The sequence below is a fragment of the Phycicoccus sp. Soil803 genome, from assembly GCF_001429685.1.
Taxonomy (GTDB): Bacteria; Actinomycetota; Actinomycetes; order Actinomycetales; family Dermatophilaceae; genus Pedococcus.
Genome location: NZ_LMST01000001.1, coordinates 3,441,341 through 3,466,002, shown reverse-complemented (window position 1 = coordinate 3,466,002; position 24,662 = coordinate 3,441,341). Strand labels below are relative to the sequence as shown.

Annotated in this window: 21 protein-coding genes; 11 read left to right on the top strand and 10 right to left on the bottom strand. The window is 69.4% G+C overall.

The genetic code is table 11. The features are described from left to right. Positions 1-115: 115 nt before the first annotated feature. The 5 genes from ASG95_RS16055 to ASG95_RS16035 all read right to left on the bottom strand — a co-directional run bounded on the left by ASG95_RS16055 (position 116) and on the right by ASG95_RS16035 (position 6,128). On the bottom strand, positions 116-1,237 hold the full coding sequence (locus ASG95_RS16055; RefSeq protein WP_056923930.1) for an ABC transporter ATP-binding protein: 1,122 nt from the start codon (positions 1,235-1,237) through the stop codon (positions 116-118). After that, positions 1,234-2,253, bottom strand: a complete 1,020-nt coding sequence (locus ASG95_RS16050) for an ABC transporter ATP-binding protein (protein ID WP_057378110.1) — start codon at positions 2,251-2,253, stop codon at positions 1,234-1,236. The genes ASG95_RS16055 and ASG95_RS16050 overlap by 4 nt, the downstream gene beginning before the upstream one ends. A gap of 7 nt (positions 2,254-2,260) precedes the next feature. Beyond that, the gene (locus tag ASG95_RS16045; RefSeq protein WP_057378109.1) at positions 2,261-3,271 is read right to left on the bottom strand and encodes an ABC transporter permease; all 1,011 of its coding nucleotides are present in this window, start codon (positions 3,269-3,271) and stop codon (positions 2,261-2,263) included. 4 nt (positions 3,272-3,275) lie between these two features. After that, the gene (locus ASG95_RS16040; RefSeq protein ID WP_056923927.1) at positions 3,276-4,286 is read right to left on the bottom strand and encodes an ABC transporter permease; all 1,011 of its coding nucleotides are present in this window, start codon (positions 4,284-4,286) and stop codon (positions 3,276-3,278) included. A gap of 165 nt (positions 4,287-4,451) precedes the next feature. Continuing rightward, positions 4,452-6,128: an ABC transporter substrate-binding protein gene (locus tag ASG95_RS16035; protein ID WP_056923926.1), complete on the bottom strand. Its 1,677-nt coding sequence runs from the start codon at positions 6,126-6,128 to the stop codon at positions 4,452-4,454. A gap of 178 nt (positions 6,129-6,306) precedes the next feature. Between ASG95_RS16035 and ASG95_RS16030 the strand changes: the two genes are divergently transcribed. From ASG95_RS16030 to ASG95_RS15995, 8 genes are all read left to right on the top strand, one after another. Next, positions 6,307-6,747, top strand: coding sequence for a (deoxy)nucleoside triphosphate pyrophosphohydrolase (locus ASG95_RS16030; RefSeq protein ID WP_056923925.1), 441 nt, complete (start codon positions 6,307-6,309; stop codon positions 6,745-6,747). 185 nt (positions 6,748-6,932) lie between these two features. Next, positions 6,933-8,816 (top strand): translational GTPase TypA, encoded by a 1,884-nt coding sequence (typA, locus tag ASG95_RS16025; RefSeq protein ID WP_057378952.1) that lies wholly within the window; start codon positions 6,933-6,935, stop codon positions 8,814-8,816. A 54-nt stretch (positions 8,817-8,870) separates the two neighbouring features. Then, positions 8,871-10,565 (top strand): ABC transporter substrate-binding protein, encoded by a 1,695-nt coding sequence (locus ASG95_RS16020; protein WP_057378108.1) that lies wholly within the window; start codon positions 8,871-8,873, stop codon positions 10,563-10,565. Positions 10,566-10,569: 4 nt separating this feature from the next. Next, positions 10,570-11,472: an N-acetyl-1-D-myo-inositol-2-amino-2-deoxy-alpha-D-glucopyranoside deacetylase gene (gene mshB, locus ASG95_RS16015; protein ID WP_057378107.1), complete on the top strand. Its 903-nt coding sequence runs from the start codon at positions 10,570-10,572 to the stop codon at positions 11,470-11,472. Beyond that, positions 11,469-12,032 (top strand): flavin reductase family protein, encoded by a 564-nt coding sequence (locus tag ASG95_RS16010; RefSeq protein ID WP_369820388.1) that lies wholly within the window; start codon positions 11,469-11,471, stop codon positions 12,030-12,032. The genes mshB and ASG95_RS16010 overlap by 4 nt, the downstream gene beginning before the upstream one ends. A gap of 13 nt (positions 12,033-12,045) precedes the next feature. Continuing rightward, positions 12,046-13,725 carry a VanW family protein gene (locus ASG95_RS16005; protein ID WP_057378106.1) on the top strand — a complete coding sequence of 560 codons (1,680 nt, stop codon included), beginning with the start codon at positions 12,046-12,048 and terminating at the stop codon, positions 13,723-13,725. A 441-nt stretch (positions 13,726-14,166) separates the two neighbouring features. Then, a complete protein-coding gene (locus ASG95_RS16000; RefSeq protein ID WP_157582175.1) occupies positions 14,167-15,351 on the top strand; it encodes a hypothetical protein in 1,185 nt (394 codons plus the stop codon). Positions 15,352-15,821: 470 nt separating this feature from the next. Then, positions 15,822-17,009 (top strand): hypothetical protein, encoded by a 1,188-nt coding sequence (locus ASG95_RS15995; protein WP_057378104.1) that lies wholly within the window; start codon positions 15,822-15,824, stop codon positions 17,007-17,009. A gap of 71 nt (positions 17,010-17,080) precedes the next feature. Here the strand turns inward: ASG95_RS15995 and ASG95_RS15990 are convergent, their stop codons facing one another. Both ASG95_RS15990 and ASG95_RS15985 read right to left on the bottom strand, forming a co-directional pair. Continuing rightward, the gene (locus tag ASG95_RS15990) at positions 17,081-17,494 is read right to left on the bottom strand and encodes a VOC family protein (RefSeq protein WP_057378103.1); all 414 of its coding nucleotides are present in this window, start codon (positions 17,492-17,494) and stop codon (positions 17,081-17,083) included. A 75-nt stretch (positions 17,495-17,569) separates the two neighbouring features. After that, complete coding sequence (locus ASG95_RS15985) at positions 17,570-18,604, bottom strand: GNAT family N-acetyltransferase (RefSeq protein WP_157582172.1); 1,035 nt, start codon at positions 18,602-18,604, stop codon at positions 17,570-17,572. Between the two features lie 21 nt (positions 18,605-18,625). On the opposite strand from ASG95_RS15985, the gene fdxA reads away from it, so the two are divergent. From fdxA to ASG95_RS15970, 3 genes are all read left to right on the top strand, one after another. Beyond that, entirely contained in the window at positions 18,626-18,952 is a 327-nt protein-coding gene (gene fdxA, locus ASG95_RS15980) for a ferredoxin (protein ID WP_056924243.1), read from the top strand. A gap of 5 nt (positions 18,953-18,957) precedes the next feature. Next, the gene (gene dapC / locus ASG95_RS15975) at positions 18,958-20,118 is read left to right on the top strand and encodes a succinyldiaminopimelate transaminase (RefSeq protein ID WP_157582169.1); all 1,161 of its coding nucleotides are present in this window, start codon (positions 18,958-18,960) and stop codon (positions 20,116-20,118) included. A gap of 111 nt (positions 20,119-20,229) precedes the next feature. After that, positions 20,230-21,525, top strand: coding sequence for a citrate synthase (locus tag ASG95_RS15970; RefSeq protein ID WP_056923916.1), 1,296 nt, complete (start codon positions 20,230-20,232; stop codon positions 21,523-21,525). Positions 21,526-21,663: 138 nt separating this feature from the next. Here ASG95_RS15970 and ASG95_RS15965 read toward each other — a convergent pair whose 3' ends face one another. The 3 genes from ASG95_RS15965 to dapD form a co-directional block, all read right to left on the bottom strand. Further along, complete coding sequence (locus ASG95_RS15965) at positions 21,664-22,452, bottom strand: hypothetical protein (RefSeq protein WP_157582166.1); 789 nt, start codon at positions 22,450-22,452, stop codon at positions 21,664-21,666. A 373-nt stretch (positions 22,453-22,825) separates the two neighbouring features. Next, the gene (locus ASG95_RS15960) at positions 22,826-23,716 is read right to left on the bottom strand and encodes a hypothetical protein (protein ID WP_082592690.1); all 891 of its coding nucleotides are present in this window, start codon (positions 23,714-23,716) and stop codon (positions 22,826-22,828) included. After that, a complete protein-coding gene (gene dapD / locus ASG95_RS15955; RefSeq protein ID WP_057378100.1) occupies positions 23,703-24,635 on the bottom strand; it encodes a 2,3,4,5-tetrahydropyridine-2,6-dicarboxylate N-succinyltransferase in 933 nt (310 codons plus the stop codon). Before dapD ends, ASG95_RS15960 begins: the two co-directional genes overlap by 14 nt. Positions 24,636-24,662: the final 27 nt, after the last annotated feature.

Here is a 24,662-nt window from a genome sequence, read left to right as displayed (position 1 = left end):
TCATCGAAGCCCAGCCTCACCTCAACTGACCTCACGACGTCACCGCGCCCCAGGCACGGGTATGCCGCGTGCGCTCGGTGCGCACGCGGCATACCTGCCGTGGTGGTCGGGGCGGTCAGAGGGCCTCTTGGACCGAGGCGGGACCCATGAAGTCGGTGTCGTCACCGTGCTCCTCCTGGGTCGTGATCTGGGCCTTGACCTCGTGGGGCTTCAGCTCGCCGGCCGAGATCTGCTCGGCGAAGTGGCAGGCGACGCGGTGGCTCGCCGGCACGCCGTCGATGCTGATGACGCGCAGCTCGGGGCGCTCGGTGTCGCACCTGGTCTCCTGCCGCCACGGGCAGCGGGTGTGGAAGCGACAGCCCTTGGGCGGGTTGGCCGGTGAGGGCAGGTCGCCGGTGAGCAGGATGCGTTCGCGGCGGTCCTCGATGATCGGGTCCGGCACGGGCACCGCGGACATCAGGGCTCGCGAGTAGGGGTGCAGCGGCTTGGTGTACAGATCCTCTGCGTCGGACTCCTCGACGAGCGCCCCGAGGTACATCACGCCGATCCGGTCGCTGATGTGGCGCACGACGGCGAGGTCGTGGGCGACCACGAGGTAGGTGAGGCCGAACTCGTCCTGGAGCTCCTCGAGCAGGTTGATCACCTGGGCCTGCACCGACACGTCGAGCGCCGAGACGGGCTCGTCGGCGACGATCAGCTTCGGGTTCACCGACAGGGCCCGGGCGATCCCGATGCGCTGCCGCTGGCCGCCGGAGAACTCGTGCGGGTACTTCTTGAGCGCCGCCGCGGGCAGCCCCACCGCCTTGAGCAGCTCGCGCAGCCGCTTGCCGGCCTGCTTGGCGTCCTTCGCGAGGCCGTGCGCCTTCATGCCCTCGAGCAGCAGGGACTCGACCGTCTGGCGCGGGTCCAGGCTGCCCATCGGGTCCTGGAACACCATCTGGATGTCCTGCCGCTTGTGGCGCAGCTCCTCACCCTTGAGCGACGCGATGTCGACCCCCTCGAAGTCCACCGACCCGGCGGTGGGCGGCTCGAGGTTGAGGATCGCCCGGCCGAGCGTGGACTTGCCACACCCGGACTCGCCGACCAGGCCGTAGGTCTCACCCTTGCGGATCTGCAGGTCGACCCCGTCGACCGCGTAGACGTGCCCCACGGTCTTGTCGAAGATGACGCCCTTGCGGATCGGGAAGTGGACCTTCACTCCCTTGACGTCGACCAGGATCTCGTCGCTGATGGTCATCGGGTCACCTCCACGGGGTTGTGGCAACGCAACGCTCGCGCACCGTCCTCGACGAGCTCGGGAGTGCGCTGGACGCACACGTCGATCGGCTGTGAGCAGCGTGGGGCGAAGGCACAGGCGTTGGCCCACGGCAGGTTGTCGGACACCGAGCCCGGGATCGGTGTCAGTTTCTCGCCGCGCGACCCGTCCAGCCGGGGGATCGAGGCGAGCAGGCCGTGGGTGTACGGGTGCCGGGGCGCCGCGAACAGCGGGTGCCGGTCGCCTCGCTCGACGATGCGCCCGCCGTAGAGGACGTTGACCCGGTCGACCAGGCCGGCGACCACGCCGAGGTCGTGGGTGATCATCACGAGGGCCGTGCCCGTGTCCTCCACGAGCTCCTTCAGCAGCGCCAGGATCTGGGCCTGGATCGTCACGTCGAGGGCGGTCGTGGGCTCGTCGGCGATGAGCAGGCGGGGCTCGCAAGCCAGCGCCATCGCGATCAGGGCCCGCTGCCGCATGCCGCCGGACAGCTGGTGGGGGTAGTCCTTGAGGCGTCGGGTCGGGTCGGGGATGCCGACCTTCTCGAGCATCTCGCGGGCCAGTGGCGTGGCCGCCTTGCGGGACAGCCCCTTGTGGCGCTCGAGGACCTCGGTGACCTGCAGCCCGATCGGCACGACGGGGTTCAGCGACGACAGCGGGTCCTGGAAGATCATGCCCAGGTCACGACCGCGCCGGTCACGCATCTGCTCGCGGGTCTGGGTGAGCAGGTTCGTCCCGCCGTAGAGGACCTCGCCCTCGACCCTGACCCCGCGCTGGGGGAGCAGGCCCATGATGGCCAGGGACGTGACCGACTTGCCGCAGCCGGACTCGCCGACCAGGCCCACCGTCTGCCCCGGTCGGACGTCGAAGCTCACTCCGTCGACGGCGACGAAGGGCTCCTCGCCCTGCCGGGTGAAGGTGACGCGCAGGTCGCGCACTGACAGGAGGGGTTCCTCCCGGTTGCCTCGGGTCTGGACGTTCTCCAGTGTCTCGGTCATGGTCGCCCTACCTCCTGCTCTTGGGGTCGAGGGCCTCGCGCAGCGACTCACCCATCAGGGTGAAGCCGAGCGCCACGACGATGATGCACAGCGCCGGGTAGGCCGCGAGGGTGAGGTGGTCGTAGATGTAGGGCTGGGCCTTGCCGAGCATCTGTCCCCACTCCGGCTTGCGGTCGTCGGGGTTGCCGACACCGAGGAAGGACAGCGCCGCCGCGTCGATGATGGCTCCGGCCAGGACGAGGGTGGCCTGGACGATGACCGGCCCGAGGGCGTTGGGCAGCATGTGCCGGAAGACGATCGCCGACCGCTTGACCCCGAGGGCCCGGGCGGCGAGGACGTGGTCGCTGGCCCGCTGCGCGAGCATCGACCCCCGCAGGAGTCGCGCGAAGATCGGCACCTGCACCGTCGCGATGGCGATGATGACGGTCCACTGGCTCGGCTGGGAGGCCAGCGCGGCGATGGAGACCGCGAGCAGCAGCGACGGGATCGACAGCATGACGTCGACGAGTCGCATGACGACCGAGTCGACCCAGCCGCCGAACGCGCCGGCGATGGTGCCCAGGGTGAGGCCCCCGAGGAAGCCGAACGAGGTGGCCATCACGCCGACGAGCAGCGTCTGCTGCGAGCCCACGATGAGCCGGGACAGGATGTCGCGACCGGAGTTGTCGGCGCCCAGCGGGAAGCCCGCCTGTGGTCCGGGAATCGGGTTGCTCTGGGGTCGGACCTGGTCGATGAGCAAACGTGCCGCGGGGTCGTGCGGAGCGATCAGGGGGGCGAAGATCGCCAGCAGGATGAACAGCGCGCTGATCGCCAGGCCGAGGAGGAAGACCGGGTTGCGGCGGAGCCGGCGCCAGGCGCTGGCGATGAGGGAGACACCGGCACCCTCCTCGACGTGGCCGGCACTGTCGACGACGTGGTCGTCGACGGCCACCCCGCCGGAGCGGGAGCCAGTGGCAGAGCTCGCGGCGAGGTCGTCGATCCGCTGCTTGCGGGCGCGGGGGTTGAGGGGGTTGGGCACGGGGTCACCTCGTCCGGATCCGGGGGTCGATCACGGCATACGCGATGTCGACCAGGAGGTTGATGATGACGAAGGTCACCGCGAACATCAGCAGGAGGACCTGGAGCACCGCGTAGTCCTTCCGCTCGAACGACAGCGCCGTGGCCTCGCCGAGGCCGCCGAAGGAGAAGACCCGCTCGGTGAGGACCGCGCCGACGAGCAGGCCACCGGTCTGCAGGCCGATGGTGGTCACCACGGGCAGGAGGGCGTTGCGCAGGATGTGGCGGCCGCGGATGACCCGGGCGGTCAGGCCCTTGGACTCGGCGGTGCGGACGTAGTCCTCGTCCATCACCTCGAGCACCGCGGCGCGGGTGATGCGGAAGATCACCGCGAACGGGATGGTCGCGAGGGCGAGGCCGGGGAGGATGAGGTGCTTGATGGCGTCCCACGCCGCGTCGAACTCCCGCGTCAGCAGGCCGTCGAGGACGAAGAAGCCGGTGACGCGGGTGGCGTCGAGGCCCGGGTCCTGGCGTCCCGACACCGGCAGCCAGTGCAGGTTGACCGCGAAGACGTACTTGAGCAGGAAGGCGAGGAAGAAGACCGGCACGGCGACGCCGATGAGCGAGCCGACGACGGAGAGGTTGTCGAACCAGCTCGCCCGGCGTCGGGCGGCCATGTAGCCCAGGGGGATGCCGAGCGCGACCGCGAGCACCAGCGCGAAGATGCTCAGCTCGACGGTCGCGGGGAACCGCTGGAGGAAGATCTGGAACGCGTCCACGCCGGGGAGCACACCCGTGCTCGACCCGAACTGGCCCTTGACCGCCCGCTTCACGAACTCCCAGTACTGCACGTAGAGCGGTTCGTCGAGGCCGAGCGCCTTCTCGAGGGCCGCCCGCCGCGCGGGGGTGGCCTTCTCGCCGAGGATCGCGGAGACCGTGCCCCCCGGCAGGCTGCGCAACCACAGGAAGACCAGCAGCGACAGGACGATGACGACGCCCATCATCTGCAGCAGCCTTCGCAGGATGAATCTCAGCACGGTGGCTCAATCTCCTTCACTGGCGACAGTTTCGGACGACCGGAGTCGATCACGTTCGACGGTCCGACACAACCGATCGTCGGTTGTACACGACTGTGGCCGCCCCAGCGAATCTGCTGGGACGGCCACAGTCGTTGGAATTGCTGTTCTGAGGCGAGCCTCAGGTCACTTGCTGACCGTCACCGAGGAGAACGTCTCAGCGGTCAGCGGGCTGGCCACGAGGCCCTTTAGCTTGGCGCTGACGACCAGGGCCGGCGGGGAGTGGCTGATCGCCAGACCCGGCAGGTCCTGCTCCATGATCTCCTGGTTCAGCTTCTCGTAGGCGGCGGCGCGCTGGCCCTCGTCCACGATGGCGTCCGCAGCAGCGAGGTCCGCCGAGAGCTTCGCGCCGTACGACGTCGCACTGGTGTGGAAGTCGTTCGTCTTGAGGCCACCGAAGAACGTCCCGATGAAGTTGTCGGGGGAGTTGTAGTCACCGGTCCAGCCGAGCAGCCACGCGTCGTAGCCACCGTTGTCGACCGTGTCGAGGTACCCACCGTTCCACGGCTTGGTGACGACGTTGACCTTGATGCCGACCGCCTCGAGGTCGCCACGGAGCGCCTCGTAGATCTTCTGCGGGTCCGGCATGTACGGGCGCGACACCTCGGACGGGTAGGCGAACGTCAGGGTCATGCCCTCGGCGCCGGCCTCCTTGAGCAGGGACTGGGCCTTGGCCTTGTCGTAGGCGTAGGGCTTCAGGTCCTTGTTGTAACCGGCCACGGTGTCGGGCATGAACTGCGTCGCCACCTGGGCGCCCTCGGGCAGCTGGGTCTTGACCAGCTGTTCCCGGTTGAGGGCGTAGTAGAGAGCCTGCCGGACCTTGAGGTCCTTCAGCTTCGGGTTCTTGGCCGGGTTGAGGCCCATGTAGAGGATGTTGAAGGCGGGGCGCACGAGCACGTTGTTGCCCGAGTCCTTCAGACCCTTCCAGTCGGCCGGGTTCGGGAGGTCGTAGCCGTCGATGCTGCCGGCCTCGAGCTCCTGGCGACGGGTGCTCTCGTCAGGGATGATCTTGAACACGAGCTTGGCCGTCTTGGCCTTCTCGCCCCAGTAGGCGTCGTTGCGCACGAGCGTGACCGTCTTGTTGGCCTCGTCGTACTTGTCGAGCTTGTAGGGGCCGGTGCCGACCGGGTTCTTCGAGTACGCCGGGTAGCCGAAGCCGTCACCCTGCTTGGTGACGTTGTTGGCGTCCCCAGCCTTGAGTGCCTTGGGCGACTGCATGGAGAACGAGTCGAGCGACAGCGCCGTCGGGAACTTGGACGTCGCGCGGCTGATCTTGATGACCGCCGTCATGTCGTCCTTGGCCGTGCAGCCCTGGTAGAGCGCGTCGGCGCCGTCCTTCTTGAAGCCGCCCATGACGTCGGCCCAGTAGCCGGCCGGTCCGCCTGCCGCGACCTCGTTCTGGTCGGACATGCGCTCCATGTTGTAGCAGACCGCTGCGGCGTTGAATGCCTCGCCGTCCCAGAACTTCACGCCTTCGCGCAGGGAGAAGGTCCACTCCTTGCCGTCGGCCGAAGCCTCCCACTTGGTGGCCAGCTCCGGCTCGATGTCGGCCGTGCCGGGCTTGATGCCGACCAGGCCTTCCATCATCTGGCGGGTGACCCGGAAGGTCTCACCGTCAGTGGCGTAGAAGGGGTCGAAGAGCTCCGGGGCGCCGGCGGCGCCGAAGGTGATGGTGTCCTTCACGTCCCCACCGCCGCTCGACGCATTGCCGTCGGAGGTTCGGTCGGACTGGGCACAGGCTGCCAGCGTGAGGGCCAGCGTCGTCGCCAAGGCGACCGGGGCCGCCTTCCGCGTGAGCTTCATGTATACCTCGCTTGATGTGCGATCTTTGGTCGACCCGGTCGGGCGCCAAGGGTGGTGCTGGGTGGTGCTCCTCCGCAGGAAGAGTGCGTGCGCAATCCTTCTGCGGTTGTCGGCAGACCCTAGCGAGAACTGCGGTCGCTGCACCCGTGCGCCGCGGAAATTAACAAAAGTGAGACACATGTCCGAAATGGCAGCAGGACCAGTCCGCGAGGTCGTGGGCGCCGCGGTCGTCGACGACCTGGCCCGCCCCACGCGGCTGCTGGCCGCCCGGCGCACCGAACCGCCTGCGCTCGCGGGTGGGTGGGAGTTCCCCGGCGGCAAGGTCGATCCCGGCGAGACGCCCGAGGAGGCGCTGCACCGCGAGCTGCGCGAGGAGCTCGGTGTCGCGGTAGCGCTGGGGGAGCGGGTGCCCGGACCGCTGGAGGGTGGCCGGTGGCCGCTCGGCGAGTCGTGGGCGATGGCCGTGTGGTTCGCGACGGTCACGGCGGGCGAGCCCGCACCGATCGAGGACCACGACGAGCTGCGCTGGCTGGCCGTCGACGAGCTCCACGCCGTGCCGTGGCTCCCGGCGGACCTCCCCATCGTCGACGCGATCGCCCCCCATCTTTATCGGGTCTAGGGGGAACATTGACCTTCACTCGACTTTGCTTCCGGTGCGAAGGTCAACCTTCCTGCTAGACCCGATAAAGGTGAGGTATGCCGCGGGGGCGGCAACGCGGCATACCTCACCTTCGGTGGTTTGCGTGCGGATGCGTGCACTCGCTGTGGTCAGGGCGTGCTCGAAAGCCTGAGACAATGGTGCTCATGCCCATGAAGACCCGCGGTGACATCCGCAATGTCGCCATCGTTGCCCACGTCGACCACGGAAAGACCACGCTGGTCGACAAGATGCTCTGGCAGGCCGGTGCGTTCGGCGAGCACCAGCACGTCGACGAGCGGGCGATGGACTCCGGCGACCTGGAGCGCGAGAAGGGGATCACCATCCTCGCGAAGAACACCGCCATCCACTACGCCGGCAAGGCGGCCGCCGAGGCGGGCCTGCCCGATGGCGCGACGATCAACATCATCGACACCCCGGGCCACGCCGACTTCGGTGGCGAGGTCGAGCGCGGCCTGTCGATGGTCGACGGCGTCGTGCTGCTCGTGGACGCGTCGGAAGGCCCCCTCCCGCAGACCCGGTTCGTGCTGCGCAAGGCGCTCGCCGCCAAGATGCCCGTCGTCCTCTGCATCAACAAGGTCGACCGGCCCGACTCCCGCATCGCCGAGGTCGTCGACGAGGTCTACGAGCTGTTCATGGACCTCGACGCCGACGAGCACCAGATCGAGTTCCCGATCGTCTACGCCTCAGCCAAGAACGGCCGCGCGTCGATGAACCGCCCGGAGAACGGCGGCCTTCCGGACGCCGAGGACCTCGAGGCGCTCTTCGAGACGATCCTCTCGACGATCCCCGCGCCGGTCTACGACGACGAGGCGCCGCTGCAGGCGCACGTGACGAACCTCGACGCCTCCAACTTCCTCGGCCGCCTGGCCCTGCTCCGCGTGCACAACGGCACGATCCGCAAGGGCCAGCACGTCGCCTGGTGCAAGGTCGACGGCACCGTCGAGCGGGTCAAGATCACCGAGCTGCTGATGACCGAGGCGCTGGAGCGCAAGCCGGCCGAGTCCGCCGGCCCCGGCGACATCATCGCCATCGCCGGCATCCCGGAGATCATGATCGGCGAGACCCTCGCCGACGCCGAGAACCCCATCCCGCTGCCCGTCATCACCGTCGACGAGCCGGCCATCTCCATGACCATCGGCACCAACACCAGCCCCATGGTGGGTCGTGTGCGTGGCTCGAAGGTCACCGCGCGGATGGTCAAGGACCGCCTCGACAAGGAGCTCATCGGCAACGTCTCGCTGCGCGTCCTCCCCACCGAGCGCCCCGACGCCTGGGAGGTGCAGGGTCGAGGTGAGCTCGCCCTGGCCATCCTCGTCGAGCAGATGCGACGCGAGGGCTACGAGCTGACCGTCGGCAAGCCGCAGGTGGTCACCCGCGAGGTCGACGGCAAGACCCACGAGCCGGTCGAGCGCCTCACGATCGACACCCCCGAGGAGTTCCTCGGTGCGATCACGCAGATCCTGGCCACCCGCAAGGGCCGCATGGAGCAGATGACCAACCACGGCACCGGCTGGGTCCGGATGGAGTTCCTGGTGCCGTCCCGCGGCCTGATCGGCTTCCGCACGCTCTTCCTCACCGAGACCCGCGGCACCGGTATCGCCCACCACGTGTTCGAGGACTACGAGCCGTGGTTCGGCACCATCACGACCCGCACCAGCGGCTCGCTCGTGTCCGACCGCACCGGTGTGGTCACGGCCTACGCAATGGTCAACCTCCAGGAGCGCGGGACGCTGTTCGTCGACCCGACCACCGAGGTCTACGAGGGCATGATCGTCGGCGAGAACTCCCGCGCCGACGACATGGACGTCAACATCACCAAGGAGAAGAAGCTCACCAACGTGCGCGCCTCCTCCTCGGACAACTTCGAGAAGATCGTGCCGCCGCGCAAGCTGAGCCTCGAGCAGTCGCTCGAGTTCTGCCGCGAGGACGAGTGCGTCGAGGTGACGCCCGAGGCCGTCCGCATCCGCAAGGTCGAGCTCGACCAGACCATCCGCGCCCGTAGCGCCGCCCGGGCGCGCAACGCCTGAGGCGTGCGGCCCTCGATGCAGGACCGCCGACCACGGAGGACCACGGTCCTCGCCGTGGGCGCAGCGACAGCTGCGCTCACGGTGTCGGCCTGCACCGGCGTCGCGAGCGACGGGTCGAGTGAGGCCGGCCCGGCCGGACAGCTGACCGTCCTGTCCCTGGGACCGGTGGCCACCTGGGACCCGCAACGGATCTCGACCCCCCAGGACATCGCGTTCGCGGGCCGAGTGTTCACCCGCACCCTCACGGCCTTCCCCGCCGGCGCGGATGCCGCCCGGCAGCGAGCAGTCGAGGGCGACCTGGCCACCACCGCCGGCACCGTGGACTCCACGCTGAAGCGGTGGTCCTTCACGCTGCGTGACGGCGTGAGCTGGCAGGACGGTTCGCCGGTCACCTGCGAGGACGTGCGCTACGGCGTCTCGCGGTCGTTCGCCGACCCGTTCGCGTCGGAGGGGCTGAACTTCCCCCTGGCCTACCTGGACATCCCGCGCAAGGCCGACGGGTCGTCCCTCTACGCCGGGCCGTTCGTCAAGGACACCAAGGGCCAGGCGGAGTTCGACAAAGCGGTGTCCTGCGAAGGCACGACGGTCACGTTCCGGCTCAGCACGCCGATGGCCGACTTCAACCAGGTCGTCGCGCTGCCGGTGTTCGCGCCCGTCAAGCAGTCGCAGGACAAGGGCCCCGACGGCACGTATGCCGTGTTCTCCAACGGCCCCTACCAGCTCAAGGACGCCTGGAACCCGAGTGCGGGCGGCACCTTCGAGCGAAATCCCCGCTGGGACAAGGCTTCTGACCCGATCCGGCTGGCGAAGCCCACCTCCATCGACTACGTGGAGGGCACCGAGTCGCAGACCGCCGTGCAACAGGTCATCAACGACTCCGGCGTCCACCGTCGAGCGGTCACGCTCGACTCCGCGCCGCCGGCGATGCAGCAGCACGTCCTCACCGACACCGCCCTCAAGGCCCGTTCGGTGAACCCGTCCGCGCAGTTCGTCGACTACCTCGCGCCCAACATCAGCACGGGCGTCATGCGCAACGCCAAGGTCCGCCAGGCCCTGGCCCTGGCCACCAACCGAGAGGGTTACGTCAACGCCCTGGGCGGGGCCAGCGCGGCCACCGAGGCCTACTCCCTCATCGGTCCGGCGCTGCCCGGGCACACCGACTCCGACCCGGTGGGTGCGGGCCCGACGGGCGACGCGGACGCGGCGAAGGCGGCGCTGCAGGAGTCGGGCCTGACGCTGCCCGTGCAGATCCGGGTGTCCTACCGCTCGACGCCGACCGCCGACAAGGCGATGGCCGCGCTGGTCAACGGCTGGGAGTCCGCCGGCTTCACTGTCTCCCTCCAGCCGATCGAGAAGGACTACTTCGCGGAGGTGTCCAGGCCGGCCCGCTCCGCGCAGACCGACGTCTTCTGGGCGAACTGGGCTCCGGCGTGGCCGTCGGCCTCGACCGTCATCCCCCCGTTGTTCGACAGCCGCCTCAACCTGTCCGACAGCGGCAAGGGTCGCGACTTCGGTGGTTTCGCGGACCCCGCGGTCAACGCCGAGATCACCCGCATCGGCACGCTGTCCGACGCGACCGCCCGCGCCGATGCCTGGAGCCGGCTCGACGCCTCGCTGGCCGAGCGTGGGGTGTTCGTGGCGCTGGCCCAGCGCAGGTCCCTGTTCGTAGCGGGCAGCTCGGTGACGGGCCTGTCGGCCAACGAGGCACTGGGCGGGTTCGTCGACCTCGCGACCCTGGGTGTGGAATAGCGACGTGAGCGCCCAGCCCGAGAGCCTGTTGTTCGTCCATGCCCACCCGGACGACGAGACCCTGACCGCGGGGCTGACCATGGCCCGCTACGTGCGCGACGGCTACCGCGTGCACGTGCTCACGTGCACCCTGGGTGAGGAGGGCGAGGTCATCCCGCCCGGGCTGCGGCACCTCGACGCGGCCCACGACGACGCCCTGGGCGCCCACCGCCTCGAGGAGCTGCGGAGTGCGATGGCCGTCCTCGGTGCCACCCACGAGGTGCTCGGGGCGGATCTCGCCGAGGGTGCCCTGTCGCGCTACCGCGACTCCGGCATGGCGGGCACCCCCAGCGCGGCCAACCCCGACGCCTTCGTGAACGCCGACGTCGACGAAGCGGCGGCCCTGGTCGCCGACGTCGTCCGGCGCGTGCGACCGGCCGTCGTGGTCACCTATGACGAGCACGGTGGCTACTGCCACCCGGACCACATCCAGACCCACCGCGTCACCTGCGCGGCGGTCGCCTCCCTGCCCCCCGAGCAGCGCCCGGAGCTGTATGCCGTGCTGGTGCCGGAGTCGTGGGCGCGCGAGGACCGCGTGTGGCTGGCCGAGCACCCGCCGACCGGCACCGGCTGGGAGCTCCCCGACCCGGACGGTGACTACCCACCGTCGGTCGTGGCCGACGACCTGGTGACGCACGAGGTGGTCAGCCCGGAGCTGGTGCCCGTGCAGGCCGCGGCCCTGCGCGAACACGTCACGCAAGTGACCGTGGCGGAGTCCGGGGACGCCTACGCGCTCTCCAACGACATCGCCGCCCGGATCCCGGGGCGCGAGGGCTTCTCCCGCCTCGACCCGACCACCGGCCGGCTCGCACCGCCCGACACGCAGGCGAGCGGGCGGCATACCGATCTCCTGCGCGGTGACCGATGAGTCCCGCCGACGCGGCGCTCCCGGTGGGTGCCGACGACGTCCCGGGTGCCGTGGCACCGGGGACACCGCTCCCGCCCGTGGACGGCGACCAGTTCCGCCTGGCGATGGGCCGGTTCGCCACCGGGGTCACGGTGCTGACCACCTTCAGCGCCGGGCACGACCACGCCATGACGGCCAACGCGCTGACGTCGGTCTCGATCGACCCGCTGCTGGTGCTGGTCTGTGTCGAGGTCGACGCACGGTTCCACGACGCGATCGTCGACTCGGGCGTCTGGGGCGTCAGCGTGCTCGGCGCCGACCAGCGACCGGTCGCCCAGTGGCTCTCCACCCAGGGGCGGCCGCTGCACGGGCAGCTGGACCGCATCGCCCACCACCGCGGGGGCGCGACCGGAGTCGCCCTCCTCGACGACGCACTGGCCACCCTCGAGGTGCGGACGACGGCAGTTCACCCCGCCGGTGACCACAGCATCGTGGTCGGCGAAGTAGTCTCGCTCGCGAGCACCGAGCACCCCGCAGATGCGCTGGTGTACTACCGAAGCCGATACCAGGCGCTGAAGTGATGGGAGTCCGCCCGTGAAGGACAGCGGTTCAGCCGGGCTGCGCCTCGGCATCGCCGTCGCGGTGCTGCTGGCCGGCTACCTCGGCATGGCGTGGTTCCTGGGGCGTCACATCCCCTCCAACTCCACCGTCGCCGGGGTGCCCGTGGGAGGCATGGCTCCGAAGTCCGCCGAGGACACCCTGCGCCGCGCGCTCGCCTCGCGGGAGGGCGCCAAGGTCACGCTGCAGGCTGGCGACAAGACCTTCCAGCTCGACCCCAGGGCCGCCGGTCTGGCGATCGACTACGCGGGCACCGTCGACGGGCTCTCCGGGTTCAGCCTCAACCCCGCCGACGTCTGGAACAACCTGTCCGGCGGGTCCGCCGAGAAGCTCGAGATCAGGGTCGACCGCGACAAGCTGCTCGCCGCGCTCCGGGGCGCGGAGGCCACCCTCGACACGAAGGTCGTCCAGGGATCGGTGACCTTCCCGGCCGGCAAGGTCAAGGTCGTCGAGCCGGTCGAGGGGGCGACCCTGTCGTTGGAGAAGACCGCCGACGAGGTCGCGGCCCGGTGGCCGAGCACCACGCCGATCACGCCGCAGGTCGACCGGGTCGCCCCCGCGGTCAGCGCCCAGGAGGTGGACCGTGCGGTCGCAGAGTTCGCCTCGCCCGCGGTGTCCGCGCCGGTCACGGTCAAGGTGGCGGCAAAGACCTTCGCCGTGCCGCCAGCGGCCTTCGCGCCTGCCCTGGCGATGAAGCCTGACCCGGCCGGCAAGCTCGCTCCTGCCATCGACAACGCCAAACTCGTTGCGGCAGTGCGGAAGTCGGCCTCCGCTGCGGGACTCGAGGCGAAGCCCCGTGACGCCAAGATCACCTTCAGGGGGACCACGCCGGTCGTGGTGCCGTCCGCGGCCGGAGCGACCCTCGACGAGAAGTCGGTGGTGTCGACGTTCGTCCCTGCCCTGACCTCGTCGACCCGCACCGCAACCGTCACCACCGCGGTGCTGCAGCCCAAGCTGACCACGGCCGAGGCCGAGAAGATCAAGCCGCGCGAGGTGGTCTCGACCTTCACCACGTACTTCCCGTACAACCCGCCGCGCACCGAGAACATCACCATCGCGGCGCGCACCCTCAACGGCACCTACGTCGGCCCGGGCGAGCAGTTCAGCCTCAACAAGGTGCTCGGCCAGCGCACTGCGGCCAAGGGCTACAACCCCGCCCCGGTGATCAACAACGGTCGCCTCACGACCGACTACGGCGGCGGCATCTCGCAGCTGTCGACGACGACGTTCAACGCCGCGTTCTTCTCCGGCGTCCGGATCGACGAGTACCTCGCGCACAGCTTCTACATCTCGCGCTACCCCGAGGGTCGCGAGGCGACGATCTCCTGGCCCGACGTCGACCAGAAGTGGACCAACGACACGGGCTACGGGATCCTCATCCAGGCCTTCGTGTCCAACGGGTCCGTGACGGTGACGTTCCACGGCACCAAGGTGTGGGACATCGAGAGCGTCAAGAGCCCGCGGCGCAACGTCGTGCAGCCGAAGACCATCGTGGACGACAAGCCCGGGTGCGTGACCCAGTCCCCGAGCACCGGCTTCGACGTCACGGTGACGCGGATCTTCAAGAAGGCCGGCAAGACGATCCGGTCATCCACCTTCACCACGCACTACATCCCCGAAGACAAGGTCACCTGCACCCATCCGAAGGCCAACTGACCCGTTCGGGGTCGTCGGGGGGTGGCGGCCCTCCGCCGAGGGCTAAATGACCCACGGGTGCGGGTGTCGTGGCAGGTCAGGGACATTCGTCATGAACGTGTCGTCGGTCATCCGCCACGTGAGCTATCCCCAAATGTCTGATTTGCCCGGAGTTTGACGGGTTGTGCCACCAAGGATGGTTCGACTCTTTAGTTGCGTACGGCTACTGTCGGCAACGTCGATCTGCGTGTGGAACGCCACACGCCTGACGGTGCTCCGGAACCTCCTGCAGGGGGACGGCCGCCTGGAAATGCCGCCGTCGCGACGCTCCCAGACTCCGAGCGATCAGTACACCCTCGGGGTTGTACCTGGTGAGGATCGACATCGTCTGTCGCCGCTTCTGCGCGCGCCAGCGAACCCTTTGCTGTACCCAGTGCCCCCTCGGGGCCGAAGGAGAACCTGATGTCCACACGCAGAACAGTCCTCAAGCGCCTCGGCGCAGCCGCCGTCGTCACGACGGGGGTCGCAGTTGCCGGGAGGACGACTGCGTCGGCGGCCGTGGGCGACGAGGAGATCCAGCTCGACTCGTTCACCGGCACCGACGACCAGAAGCTCACCGCTGCACTCGACCTGGCGCGGAACTCGAACCCGCGCCGGCCCATCCGCCTGTCCGCACACAGCTACACGTTCAGCCAGACCCGCACCACGTTCTCGGGGCTGCGGATCCTCGGTCCCAATGTCGGGTGGCAGAACCCCGAGATCGCCAACACCGCCGGCGCGCTCCCGCAGTGCACCGTGACACTCAACTGCGGCAACGGTGCCAATTCGTGGCTCGTCGGGGCCGCGACCACCTACGACGTCATGGTCGCGGGCATCACGTTCAAGTCCTCGAACGCCGTGACGCAGTTCTACCACCACCCCTACAGCGCCGGGACGTCCTTCGCCACGACGCTCGACACGCTGTCGTTCTACGGTTTCAAGCACGTCCTCGGCACCCCGGCCGACCCCTTCTCGATGACGCTGGTCACCACGCGCGGCTCGTGGACCTGTGTCGCGGTCCAGGACACCCAGTTCTCGCTGCGCGGGTCCGACAACTTCCTGTGGGTCGCCGGCGACCTGAACTACGGCTGGCAGGGCGCCAACCAGGGTCGGTACCTCATGCGCTTCAGCAACCTCTCGAAGACCGCTGTCAAGCACCTCTACCTCACGGCCCGCGGCGGCTCAAGAGCCGTCCTCGTCGAGGCGACCGCCCAAGGCGGCCTGGACTTCAGCGATTGCGTGATCGAGGGCCAGAACGCCAACGACCAGGCGATGGGCGCGCTGATCGTCACGAAGGGGCAGGCGTCCTTCACCAACATCAAGCTCAACTTCGGCATGGCGCGACCGTCGGACTTCACCGACCAGGCCGACACCGCCTACATCATGGTGCTCGGCGGGTCCGCGCTCATCGCCAACGTCTGGGTCAACAAGGCGAACAAGCCCGGCACGTCGACGCAGGTCGCTGAGACCGTCCCGGTCGTCGACGTCCGCGGCGGCACAGCCTACGTGAGCACCGTCATCGGGTGCGGCTCCGGTTGGGCGACCAAGCCTCTCGCCAAGGCCTCCGGTGGGACCCTCGTCGCGGACCAGTCACTCAGGACCAGCTAGCAGCGGCTCGGCCAAGGCATGGCCCAGCGACGGCGACGGCCGCGCGTTCCCCACCATTGTCGGGCTTCCGACGTTGCGGGCGTGTCGGACGTATCGGGTCGTGACGTCGCTGGTCAGCGGGTTGTCCGTCGCTTGGCACCGTCGGCGATCCGCCACCTGGCCGGAGGTTGTGGTGTCCCGAATGTCCTGATTTTGCGCACAGCTACCGCGGACGAGATTTCGCGGGCGCCGTGCCGTTGCGTAGTCTCCTGCCTCATCGATCCGCGTGTGGGAATCCACACCGCTGGACCGGTGTCCGGAGCCTCCTGCAGGGAGGTGGCCGTCGGAAGCGCGTCCTCGAGGACGCCACCGCCTTCAGTGACCAGTCGTGCCGCATGGCGTGACTGGTGCTGGTCGGTGCTCGCTGGGCCGTCCCTCGGCGAGCCACCCCCGTAGCCAGAGCCCCCTCCCCCCGGGGCCGAAGGAGAAGCATGCCCACCCCCCGCAGAACCATCCTCAAGCGCCTCGGCGCTGCCGCAGTCGTCACGACGGGGGCCGCCGTCCTGAACGGAACGACCTCAGCGTCGGCGGCCACGGCGTCGGGCGAGGACGACATCCTCCTCGACTCGTTCAGCGGCACCGACGACCAGAAGCTCACCGCGGCGCTCGACGTGGCTCGGAACTCGAGCCCGCGTCGACCGATCCGGCTCTCTCCCCGCAGCCACACGTTCAGCCAGACCCGCACCACGTTCTCGGGCCTGCGCATCCTCGGCCCGAACGTCGGGTGGCAGAACCCCGAGATCGCCAACACGGCCGGAGCGCTCCCGCAGTGCAACGTGACGCTCAACTGCGGCAACGGCGCGAGCTCCTGGCTCGTGGGTACCCAGACCACCTACAACGTCATGGTCGCGGGCATCACGTTCAAGTCCTCGAACGCGGTGACGCAGTTCTACCACCACCCGTACAGCGCGGGCACGTCCTACGCCACCACGCTGGACACGCTCTCGTTCTACGGCTTCAAGCACGTCCTGGGCACCCCCGCAGACCCGTTCTCGATGACGTTGGTCACCACGCGCGGCTCGTGGACCTGTGTCGCGGTCCAGGACACGCAGTTCTCGCTGCGGGGCTCCGACAACTTCCTGTGGGTCGCCGGTGACATGAACTACGGGTGGCAGGGCGCCAACGCTGGCCGCTACCTGATGCGCTTCTCCAACCTGTCCAAGACCGCGGTCCGCCACCTCTACCTCACGGCGCGTGGCGGGTCCCGCGCGATCCTCGTCGAGGGCCCGGACTCCCAGCAGGGTGGTCTCGACTTCTCCGACTGCGTCGTCGAGGGCCAGAACGCCGGCGACCCGGCCATGGGTGCCCTCATCGTCGTCAAGGGTGGCGGTGTGTCGTTCACCAACACCAAGCTCAACTTCGGCATGGCCCGTCCGTCGGACTTCACCGACCAGAGGGACACCGGCCTGGTCATGGTCCAGGGCGGCACCGCCCTGCTGACGAACACCTGGACCAACCGCGCCAGCGCCACTCCCGAGTCGGTCCCGGTCGTCTCGGTGTCCGGCGGCACCGCCTACGTCAACCTGGTCATGGGCATGGGTGGCAACTGGACCGGCAAGCCACGGGTGTCACGCACCGGTGGGACGCTCGTGCCCGACGCGTCGGTCTCGGCAGCCTGACCGCAGCCACGCCCGGCCGCTCCTCCGGCCGCCACCGGTCGGCGCCGCCCGGACAGTCCGGACCCCTGCGGCTACCTCACGAGGTGGGCGTAGGGGTCCGGTCGTTCGGACTCGCTGCGCAGCACGCAGAACTCGTTGCCCTCGGGGTCGGCCAGCGTGACCCAGCCGGTGCCGGGCCCGTGCTGGTCGCGCAGGTCGTGAACGAGCGTGGCGCCGGCCTCGAACAGCCGCTCGACCTCCTCGTTCATGGTGCGGTCGGTCGGCCAGAGGTCGAAGTGCACGCGGTTCTTGACCGACTTGCCCTCCGGCACCTCGATGAAGAGCACCCGCTGGCGCCCGTCCGGCGAGAAGATCATGCACTCCTCGTGACCCGGGAGGTTGGGGTCGCGAGGGTCCTCGGAGAAGCCGAGGACGCCACACCACCAGACCGACTGCTCGTAGGCGTTGCGGGAGTCGATGCTGGTGTGCGAGATGCGTGACGTCATGGCGTCACTCTGGCCGGTGCGGCGGGCTGCACGCCAGCAGGTTTTCGGTGCCCGGGACCGCGACGCCCCGGTCCCTCAGCCTTGGGTGAGGTAGGCGTACGACGAGTGCACGTCGAAGCCGAGCCGCCGGTAGAGCCGGATCGCGGTGTCGTTGTCGTGCTCCACCTGGAGGTGGATGAGGGCGATGTCCTCCTGGCGCAGGTGCGCTGCGAGGGCTGCGGTGAGGTGCGCGGCCAGTCCGCGACCTCGGTATGCCGGGTCCGTCCAGACCGCACCGAGGCCGGCCCAGCCCGCGCCGATCCCCAGGCGTGCCAACGCGATCGGCGTCGTGCCTGCGGCATCCGCCGCGCGCAGACCGAGCTGCTGCGACAGGCCTCCGCCGGGCGTGATGCTGGCGAAGACCACTCGCGGGCTGTCCCGGAGGACCGCCTCGGTGGCGCCCGGCACGGTGGCGCGGGTGAGCCGGTAGGCCTCCAGCCACTGTGGGGTCAGCTCGCTGCCGATGGTCACCGCCGGGCCGCCAGGATCGGCTGCCGCGATGGTCTCGCGGGCGGCCGTTAGGTTCAGGGTGCGGCTGCCGACGACGTAGCCCCGGCCGAGCAGGAGCGTGCCCAACGGGTCGTCGGCGGGGTCGAAACCCTCGGGCCCGGCGAGGGCGAACTTGGCTGGGAGTCCGCGCGCGGCATACCAGGCCTCGACGTCGGCGACGGCGTCGGCGAGGGGCTTGCCGGGGCTGCCGACCGGCACCACGGAGTTGCCACGCTGGGTGTAGCCGGCGGAGGCGCGCAACGCCCAGTCGCCGACGGCCGCCCGCTCGACCGCGCCCCAGGCGGGCGTCATCACCCGCTGCAGGTCCTCGATCGTCAGCGCGAGGTGGGCCGCGCCCCGCCGCGACGGCTTCGGCGGCACCTCCTTGGCGGCCGTGACCCGTGCGCGCTCGATCGTCACCACGCCGCGGGACGTCTCGACGCGGACGGTCTCGGCGTCGCGCGCGAGGAGCGTGCCGACGGCGTCGGTCAGGGTCGCGCCGGTCGCCGGATCGGGGGCCGCCAGCCGCCACCTGACCACGACTCGGGACCCGAGGGGGAGGTTGCTGACGTCGGCCGACATGAGCCGCATAGTATGTGCGGCATGACGTACGTGATCGCCCAGCCTTGTGTGGACCTCAAGGACAAGGCCTGCATCGAGGAATGTCCGGTCGACTGCATCTACGAAGGTGAGCGGTCCCTCTACATCCACCCCGACGAGTGCGTCGACTGCGGTGCGTGTGAGCCGGTCTGCCCGGTCGAGGCGATCTACTACGAGGACGACACCCCCGAGCAGTGGGCCGACTACTACAAGGCGAACGTCGAGTTCTTCGACGACCTGGGCAGCCCGGGCGGTGCGGCCAAGCTCGGCCTGATCCCGAAGGACCACCCGCTGATCGCCGACCTGCCGCCGCAGGTCCACGACGAGTGAGCGGTGTGAGCCCGCGCGCTCTGCCTGACTTTCCCTGGGACTCGCTCGCTCCGTACAAGGAGCGGGCGAGTCTCGCTGTCGGTGTGCCCGGCTCGTCCGGTGGGCCCGGTGGCGGCATCGTCGACCTGTCGGTCGGCACCCCCGTCGACCCCACGCCCCAGGTCGTGCAGGAGGCGCTGCGGGCTGCCGCTGACGCGCCGGGGTACCCGCAGACCTACGGCACGCCCCCGCTCCGCGAGGCGGTGGCGACCTGGTTCGCCCGCCGCCGCGGAGTGCCGGACCTCGACCCCGACGGGGTCATGCCGACGGTGGGCTCGAAGGAGCTCGTCGCGTGGCTGCCGACCCTCCTGGGGCTGGGGGAGGGCGACATCGTCGGTTTCCCCGGAGTGGCCTACCCGACCTACGACGTGGGTGCCCGCCTCGCGGGGGCCCGGCCGCAGGTGGTCGACGGCCTCGCTGCGCTGGGCCCGCTGACTACCGCCACGACGCCCAAGCTGCTGTGGCTCAACAGCCCGAGCAACCCGACCGGGCGGGTGCTCGGCATCGACCACCTCGCCAAGGTGGTCGCCTGGGCGCGCCAGCACGGCGTCGTCGTGGCCAGCGACGAGTGCTACGCCGAGCTCGACTGGCGACCGGATGGCGAGCGCGACGGCTCCTCGCCGACCACGCCGAGCATCCTCGACCCGCGGGTCTGCGGCGGTAGCCACGACAACCTGCTCGCCGTCTACTCGCTGAGCAAGCAGTCCAACCTCGCCGGCTACCGGGCCGCGTTCATCGCCGGCGACGTGGCCCTCGTGCGACGGCTGCTCGAGGTCCGCAAGCACGCCGGGATGATCGTGCCGTGGCCGGTGCAGCAGGCCCTCACGGTCGCCCTCGGTGACGACGTCCACGTGGCCGAGCAGAAGGCCAGGTATGCCGCGCGGCGCGCCACGCTGCGGGCCGCCGTCGAGGGCTTCGGGATGCGGGTCGACCACTCCGACGCGGGCCTGTACCTCTGGGCGACGCGGGGCGAGGACGCCTGGGCGACCGTCGACGCGATGGCCGCGCGCGGCATACTCGTGGCGCCCGGCAGCTTCTACGGCGAAGCCGGTCGTGAGCACGTGCGGATCGCCCTCACCGCCACCGACGAGCGCATCGCCGCAGCGGCCGAGCGTCTCGCGGGCTAGTCGGGTCGATTCCCTGAGGCCCGTGGTGGTGGGGTAGCGTCGCAGTGCGCGGGAAGCGCCCGGTGGGACACGGATCCGGGCGCCCGCATCACGTTGGAGGATGGATTTCGCATGACTGACGCAACTGGTGGCGCCACCCTGACGGCCGGGGGCAAGACCCTCGACCTCCCCCTGGTCAAGGCTGCCGAGGGCAACAACGGCTACGACGTCTCCAAGCTCCTCAAGGAGACCGGCAACGTCACGCTCGACAGCGGGTTCGTCAACACCGCATCGTGCAGCAGCGCCATCACCTACATCGACGGCGACGAGGGGATCCTGCGCTACCGCGGCTACCCGATCGAGCAGCTCGCCGAGAAGTCGACCTTCAGCGAGGTCTCCTACCTCCTCATCTACGGCGAGCTGCCCACCCAGGCCCAGCTCGACGACTTCGACCAGAAGATCCGGCGCCACACGCTGCTGCACGAGGACCTCAAGGCCTTCTTCGGCGGTTTCCCCCGCGACGCCCACCCGATGCCGGTGCTGTCATCCGCGGTGTCCGCGCTCTCAACCTTCTACCAGGACAGCCTCGACCCGTTCGACAAGGAGCAGGTGGAGATCTCCACGGTTCGCCTGCTGGCCAAGCTGCCGACCATCGCGGCCTACGCCTACAAGAAGTCGGTCGGGCAGCCGTTCCTCTACCCCGACAACTCCCTGTCCGTGCCGGAGAACTTCCTGCGCATGACGTTCGGCTTCCCGGCCGAGCCGTACGACATGGACGAGGACATGGTCAAGGCGCTCGACCTGCTCCTCATCCTGCACGCCGACCACGAGCAGAACTGCTCGACGTCGACGGTACGGCTGGTGGGCTCGTCCAACGCCAACCTGTTCGCGTCGGTCTCGGCCGGCATCAACGCTCTGTTCGGGCCGCTGCACGGTGGCGCCAACCAGGCAGTCCTGGAGATGCTCAACACGATCCACCAGGACGGCGGCGACGTCGACACCTTCGTGAAGAAGGTCAAGAACAAGGAGGACGGGGTCAAGCTGATGGGCTTCGGCCACCGGGTCTACAAGAACTACGACCCGCGCGCCGCCATCATCAAGAAGACGGCCGACAAGATCCTCACCAAGGACGGCGTCTCCGACCCCCTGCTCGACATCGCGATGCAGCTCGAGCAGCGGGCGCTGGAGGACGACTACTTCGTGGAGCGCAAGCTCTACCCGAACGTCGACTTCTACACCGGCCTCATCTACAAGTCGATGGGCTTCCCCGAGCGGATGTTCACCGTGCTCTTCGCGCTCGGCCGGCTGCCCGGCTGGATCGCCCAGTGGCGCGAGATGATCGAGGACCCGCAGACCAAGATCGGGCGTCCGCGCCAGATCTACACCGGTGCCACCGAACGCGACTACGTGGCCATGACCACCCGCTGACCCACCCCGCGCCCAGCTGCTCCGAGGAACGTTTGCTAGCAAAGGTTCCTCGATCAGGGACACGTTGCGGCCTGTCCGCGATTGACTTACCTGTGGTGGGTCGTGGCCTTCGTGCGCCGAGGTATGCCGCCGGACCGGTCATGCGGGTCGGCGCAGCCGCGCGCGTGCCACGGCCGCCCCAACTCGGTCACGCACGAGCGCGAGGTTTCCCACTTCGTGCCAGGTGAACCGGACGAACTCGTGGTTGGACCTTCGCAGGACGTCCTCCTCTCGGCGCTTCTCCGCGGCAAGGTTCTGCCGTGCTGCGGCAACGGTGCCTGATGCGGCCGTGGCTGTGGCCAACACGTACTTCCCCAGTCCATCGAACTCGACGACGACGGGGACTTCGTCGAGGAGGAAGTCACCTCGGTAGCCGCGCCCACCCGGGAGGGATGCCTGCGGAGTGAACTGGAAGCCGAGCTGGCGCATGGAATGGGCAAGCCGTGTCTCACCAGGAGACTCATGGCGTCCGTCGGCGTGCTTGAGGAGCGCCCGGACGCCCGGGATGCCCGGATGATGGGTGTGCTGGCGGAGGGCATTGTCGAGGGCGTCCCGTGAGAGAAACCCCTGCTGCAGGGCGAAGTCGGCCGCGATAAGGCTGTCCATGCTCGGTCGGCGTCCAGAGTCGTCGGCGGGGTAGAGGCCGACCTGGACGACGGCTTGGGCCACGGGAACAGTCTGGAATCCCTCCGCAGTCTTCACGGGTTGGTCTGGCACAGGTGGATGGATGACGGCCGACGGCCTGTGCCGCGTGTGGTTCGTGCTCGTCCGGCAGACGTGGGCGGTGCTCAGGTCTGCCTGCCACAGGGGGACACCATGCAGCACCAGGGCAGACTGGTGGCTGGCGACCACCCGCCCTTCGAATGACTTCAGGAGGGCGACGGTCAACAGGCGATGCTCCAGCCGGGCCGTCTCGAAGTCGTCCGCACCTTCCCACGGTGCACGGCTCCGACCAGGCGTCCGCACGGCATACCAACCTCGAATCACACGCCGGATCGCACCGGTCTTGACCAGCCGTTGTAGCCCCGAAGGATCCAGCCCGATCGACCTGGCGGCGGCCGCGGACACGAGGTCGTGCTGAGCGAGGTCGTGCAGCTCCATGTCGCGAGGGTGTCAGAAATGCGGGGACCACCCTCGAGGCCCTGTGGACAACCCGCGGAGGCATCACGACTCAGCGCAGGAACCTCGTTCCCGGATAGCGTGCAGGTTGTCCGCGAACGAGGAACCTTTGCTAGCAAAGGTTCCTCGTCAGACCTGGGGGTCAGGGGGCGAAGGTGACGGTCACGGTGTTGGCCGTGCCGCGCTGCTTCTTCGCGTCGTGCCACTCCCAGCCGGAGGAGTTGCGCGTCCGGGTCCATTCCCGCGTCCCGACCTGCACCGACGTCGCGCCGTGCACCGAGGCCTTCGCCACGGCATACGCACCGGCACTCCAGGCCGCGCGCTGGGAGACGGCCGCGACGGTCAGGGTGCGACCGCTCACCGTGGCCTTGACGCCCAGCTCCTTCGACAGCGCGGACTTCAGCGCCGCGGGGTCGCCGGACGTGGCGTCGTCGAGCCGGCAGCCCATGCCCTCGGGGGAGTGGCCACTGAGGGTCGAGGCGAGCAGCCGGCCCTCGGTCTCGTGGTCGGCGTACGCCTCGGGGTAGGCGCTCTTCTGCACCTCCTGCGCGATCTCGGTGATCCGCATGTGCTCGTAGCCGTCGACCTTCACCAGCGCGTCGTAGAACTTGTTGGTGGCGTAGACCGGGTCGAGGATCTGGTCGACCGTGCCCCAGCCCTGGCTCGGCCGCTGCTGGAACAGCCCGACGGAGTCGCGGTCGCCGTACTTGAGGTTGCGCAGCTTGGACTCCTGGATTGCCGTCGCGATCGCGATGGTGGCGGCGCGCGCGGGCAGCCCCCGTTTCTCGGCGACCGCCTCGATCGTCGCCGCGTATGCCGTCTGGCTGGGGTCGAAGTCGACGCTCGCACCGGCGGCGGTCGCCTGGCAGCGCGGGCTGCCGAAGTTGGTCACGAGCCCGCGGGCGCCGACCACGCCGGCGACCGCGAGACCGGCGACGAACAGCAGGAGCACCAGACGGGTGACGAGCTTGCGGGTCCGCGAAGGGGGACGCTGCTCCGAGAGGACGACGCCGCCGCGCTTAGTCGTTGGCATGCAGGGCCGAGTTCAGGACGATGCCGTGACCGTCACGTGCGCGCGCCTCCACGGTGCCGGTGACCGAGTTGCGCAGGAAGAGCAGGTTGGACTGGCCGGAGAGCTCGCGGGCCTTGACCACCCGGCCGTCCGTGAGCGTGACCTTGGTGCCGGCCGTGAGGTAGAGGCCAGCCTCGACCACGCAGTCGTCGCCGAGGGCAATGCCCAGGCCGGACTCGGCCCCGAGCAGGCAGCGCTCGCCGATGCTCACGCGGGCGGTGCCGCCGCCCGACAGGGTGCCCATCGTGGAGGCCCCTCCGCCGATGTCGGAGCCGTCGCCGACCACGACGCCCTGGCTGATCCGACCCTCGACCATGGAGTGGCCGAGGGTGCCGGCGTTGAAGTTGACGAAGCCCTCGTGCATGACCGTCGTCCCGGGGGCGAGGTGGGCGCCAAGGCGGACGCGGTCGGCGTCGCCGATCCGCACGCCGGCGGGCACCACGTAGTCGACCATCCGCGGGAACTTGTCGACGCCCAGGACCTGCACCGCCCCCCTGGCCTGCAGACCGGCCCGGGTCAGCTCGAAACCGTCGACCGCGCACGGCCCCTGGGTGGTCCAGACGACGTTGACCAGCACGCCGAACAGCCCGTCGAGGTTGATGGTGTTGGGGGCGACGAGGGTGTGGGAGAGCAGGTGCAGGCGCAGGTAGGCGTCGGCCGGGTCGACGGGGGCGGCGTCGAGGTCGATCTCGGTCGTGACCACCTCGCGTCGGACCTTGCGCACGTCATCCTTGCCGACCAGCGCGTCGAGCTCGGCCGGAGCCGCGGCGTCTGCCGGCCGGTCGCCGAGGACGGGCTGTGGGTACCAGGTGTCGAGGACGGCGCCACTGTCGTGGATCGTCGCGAGTCCGTGGCCCCAGGCCGTGCGTGCGCTGCTCATGGGTCAAGCCTACGAGACGCGGTCGGG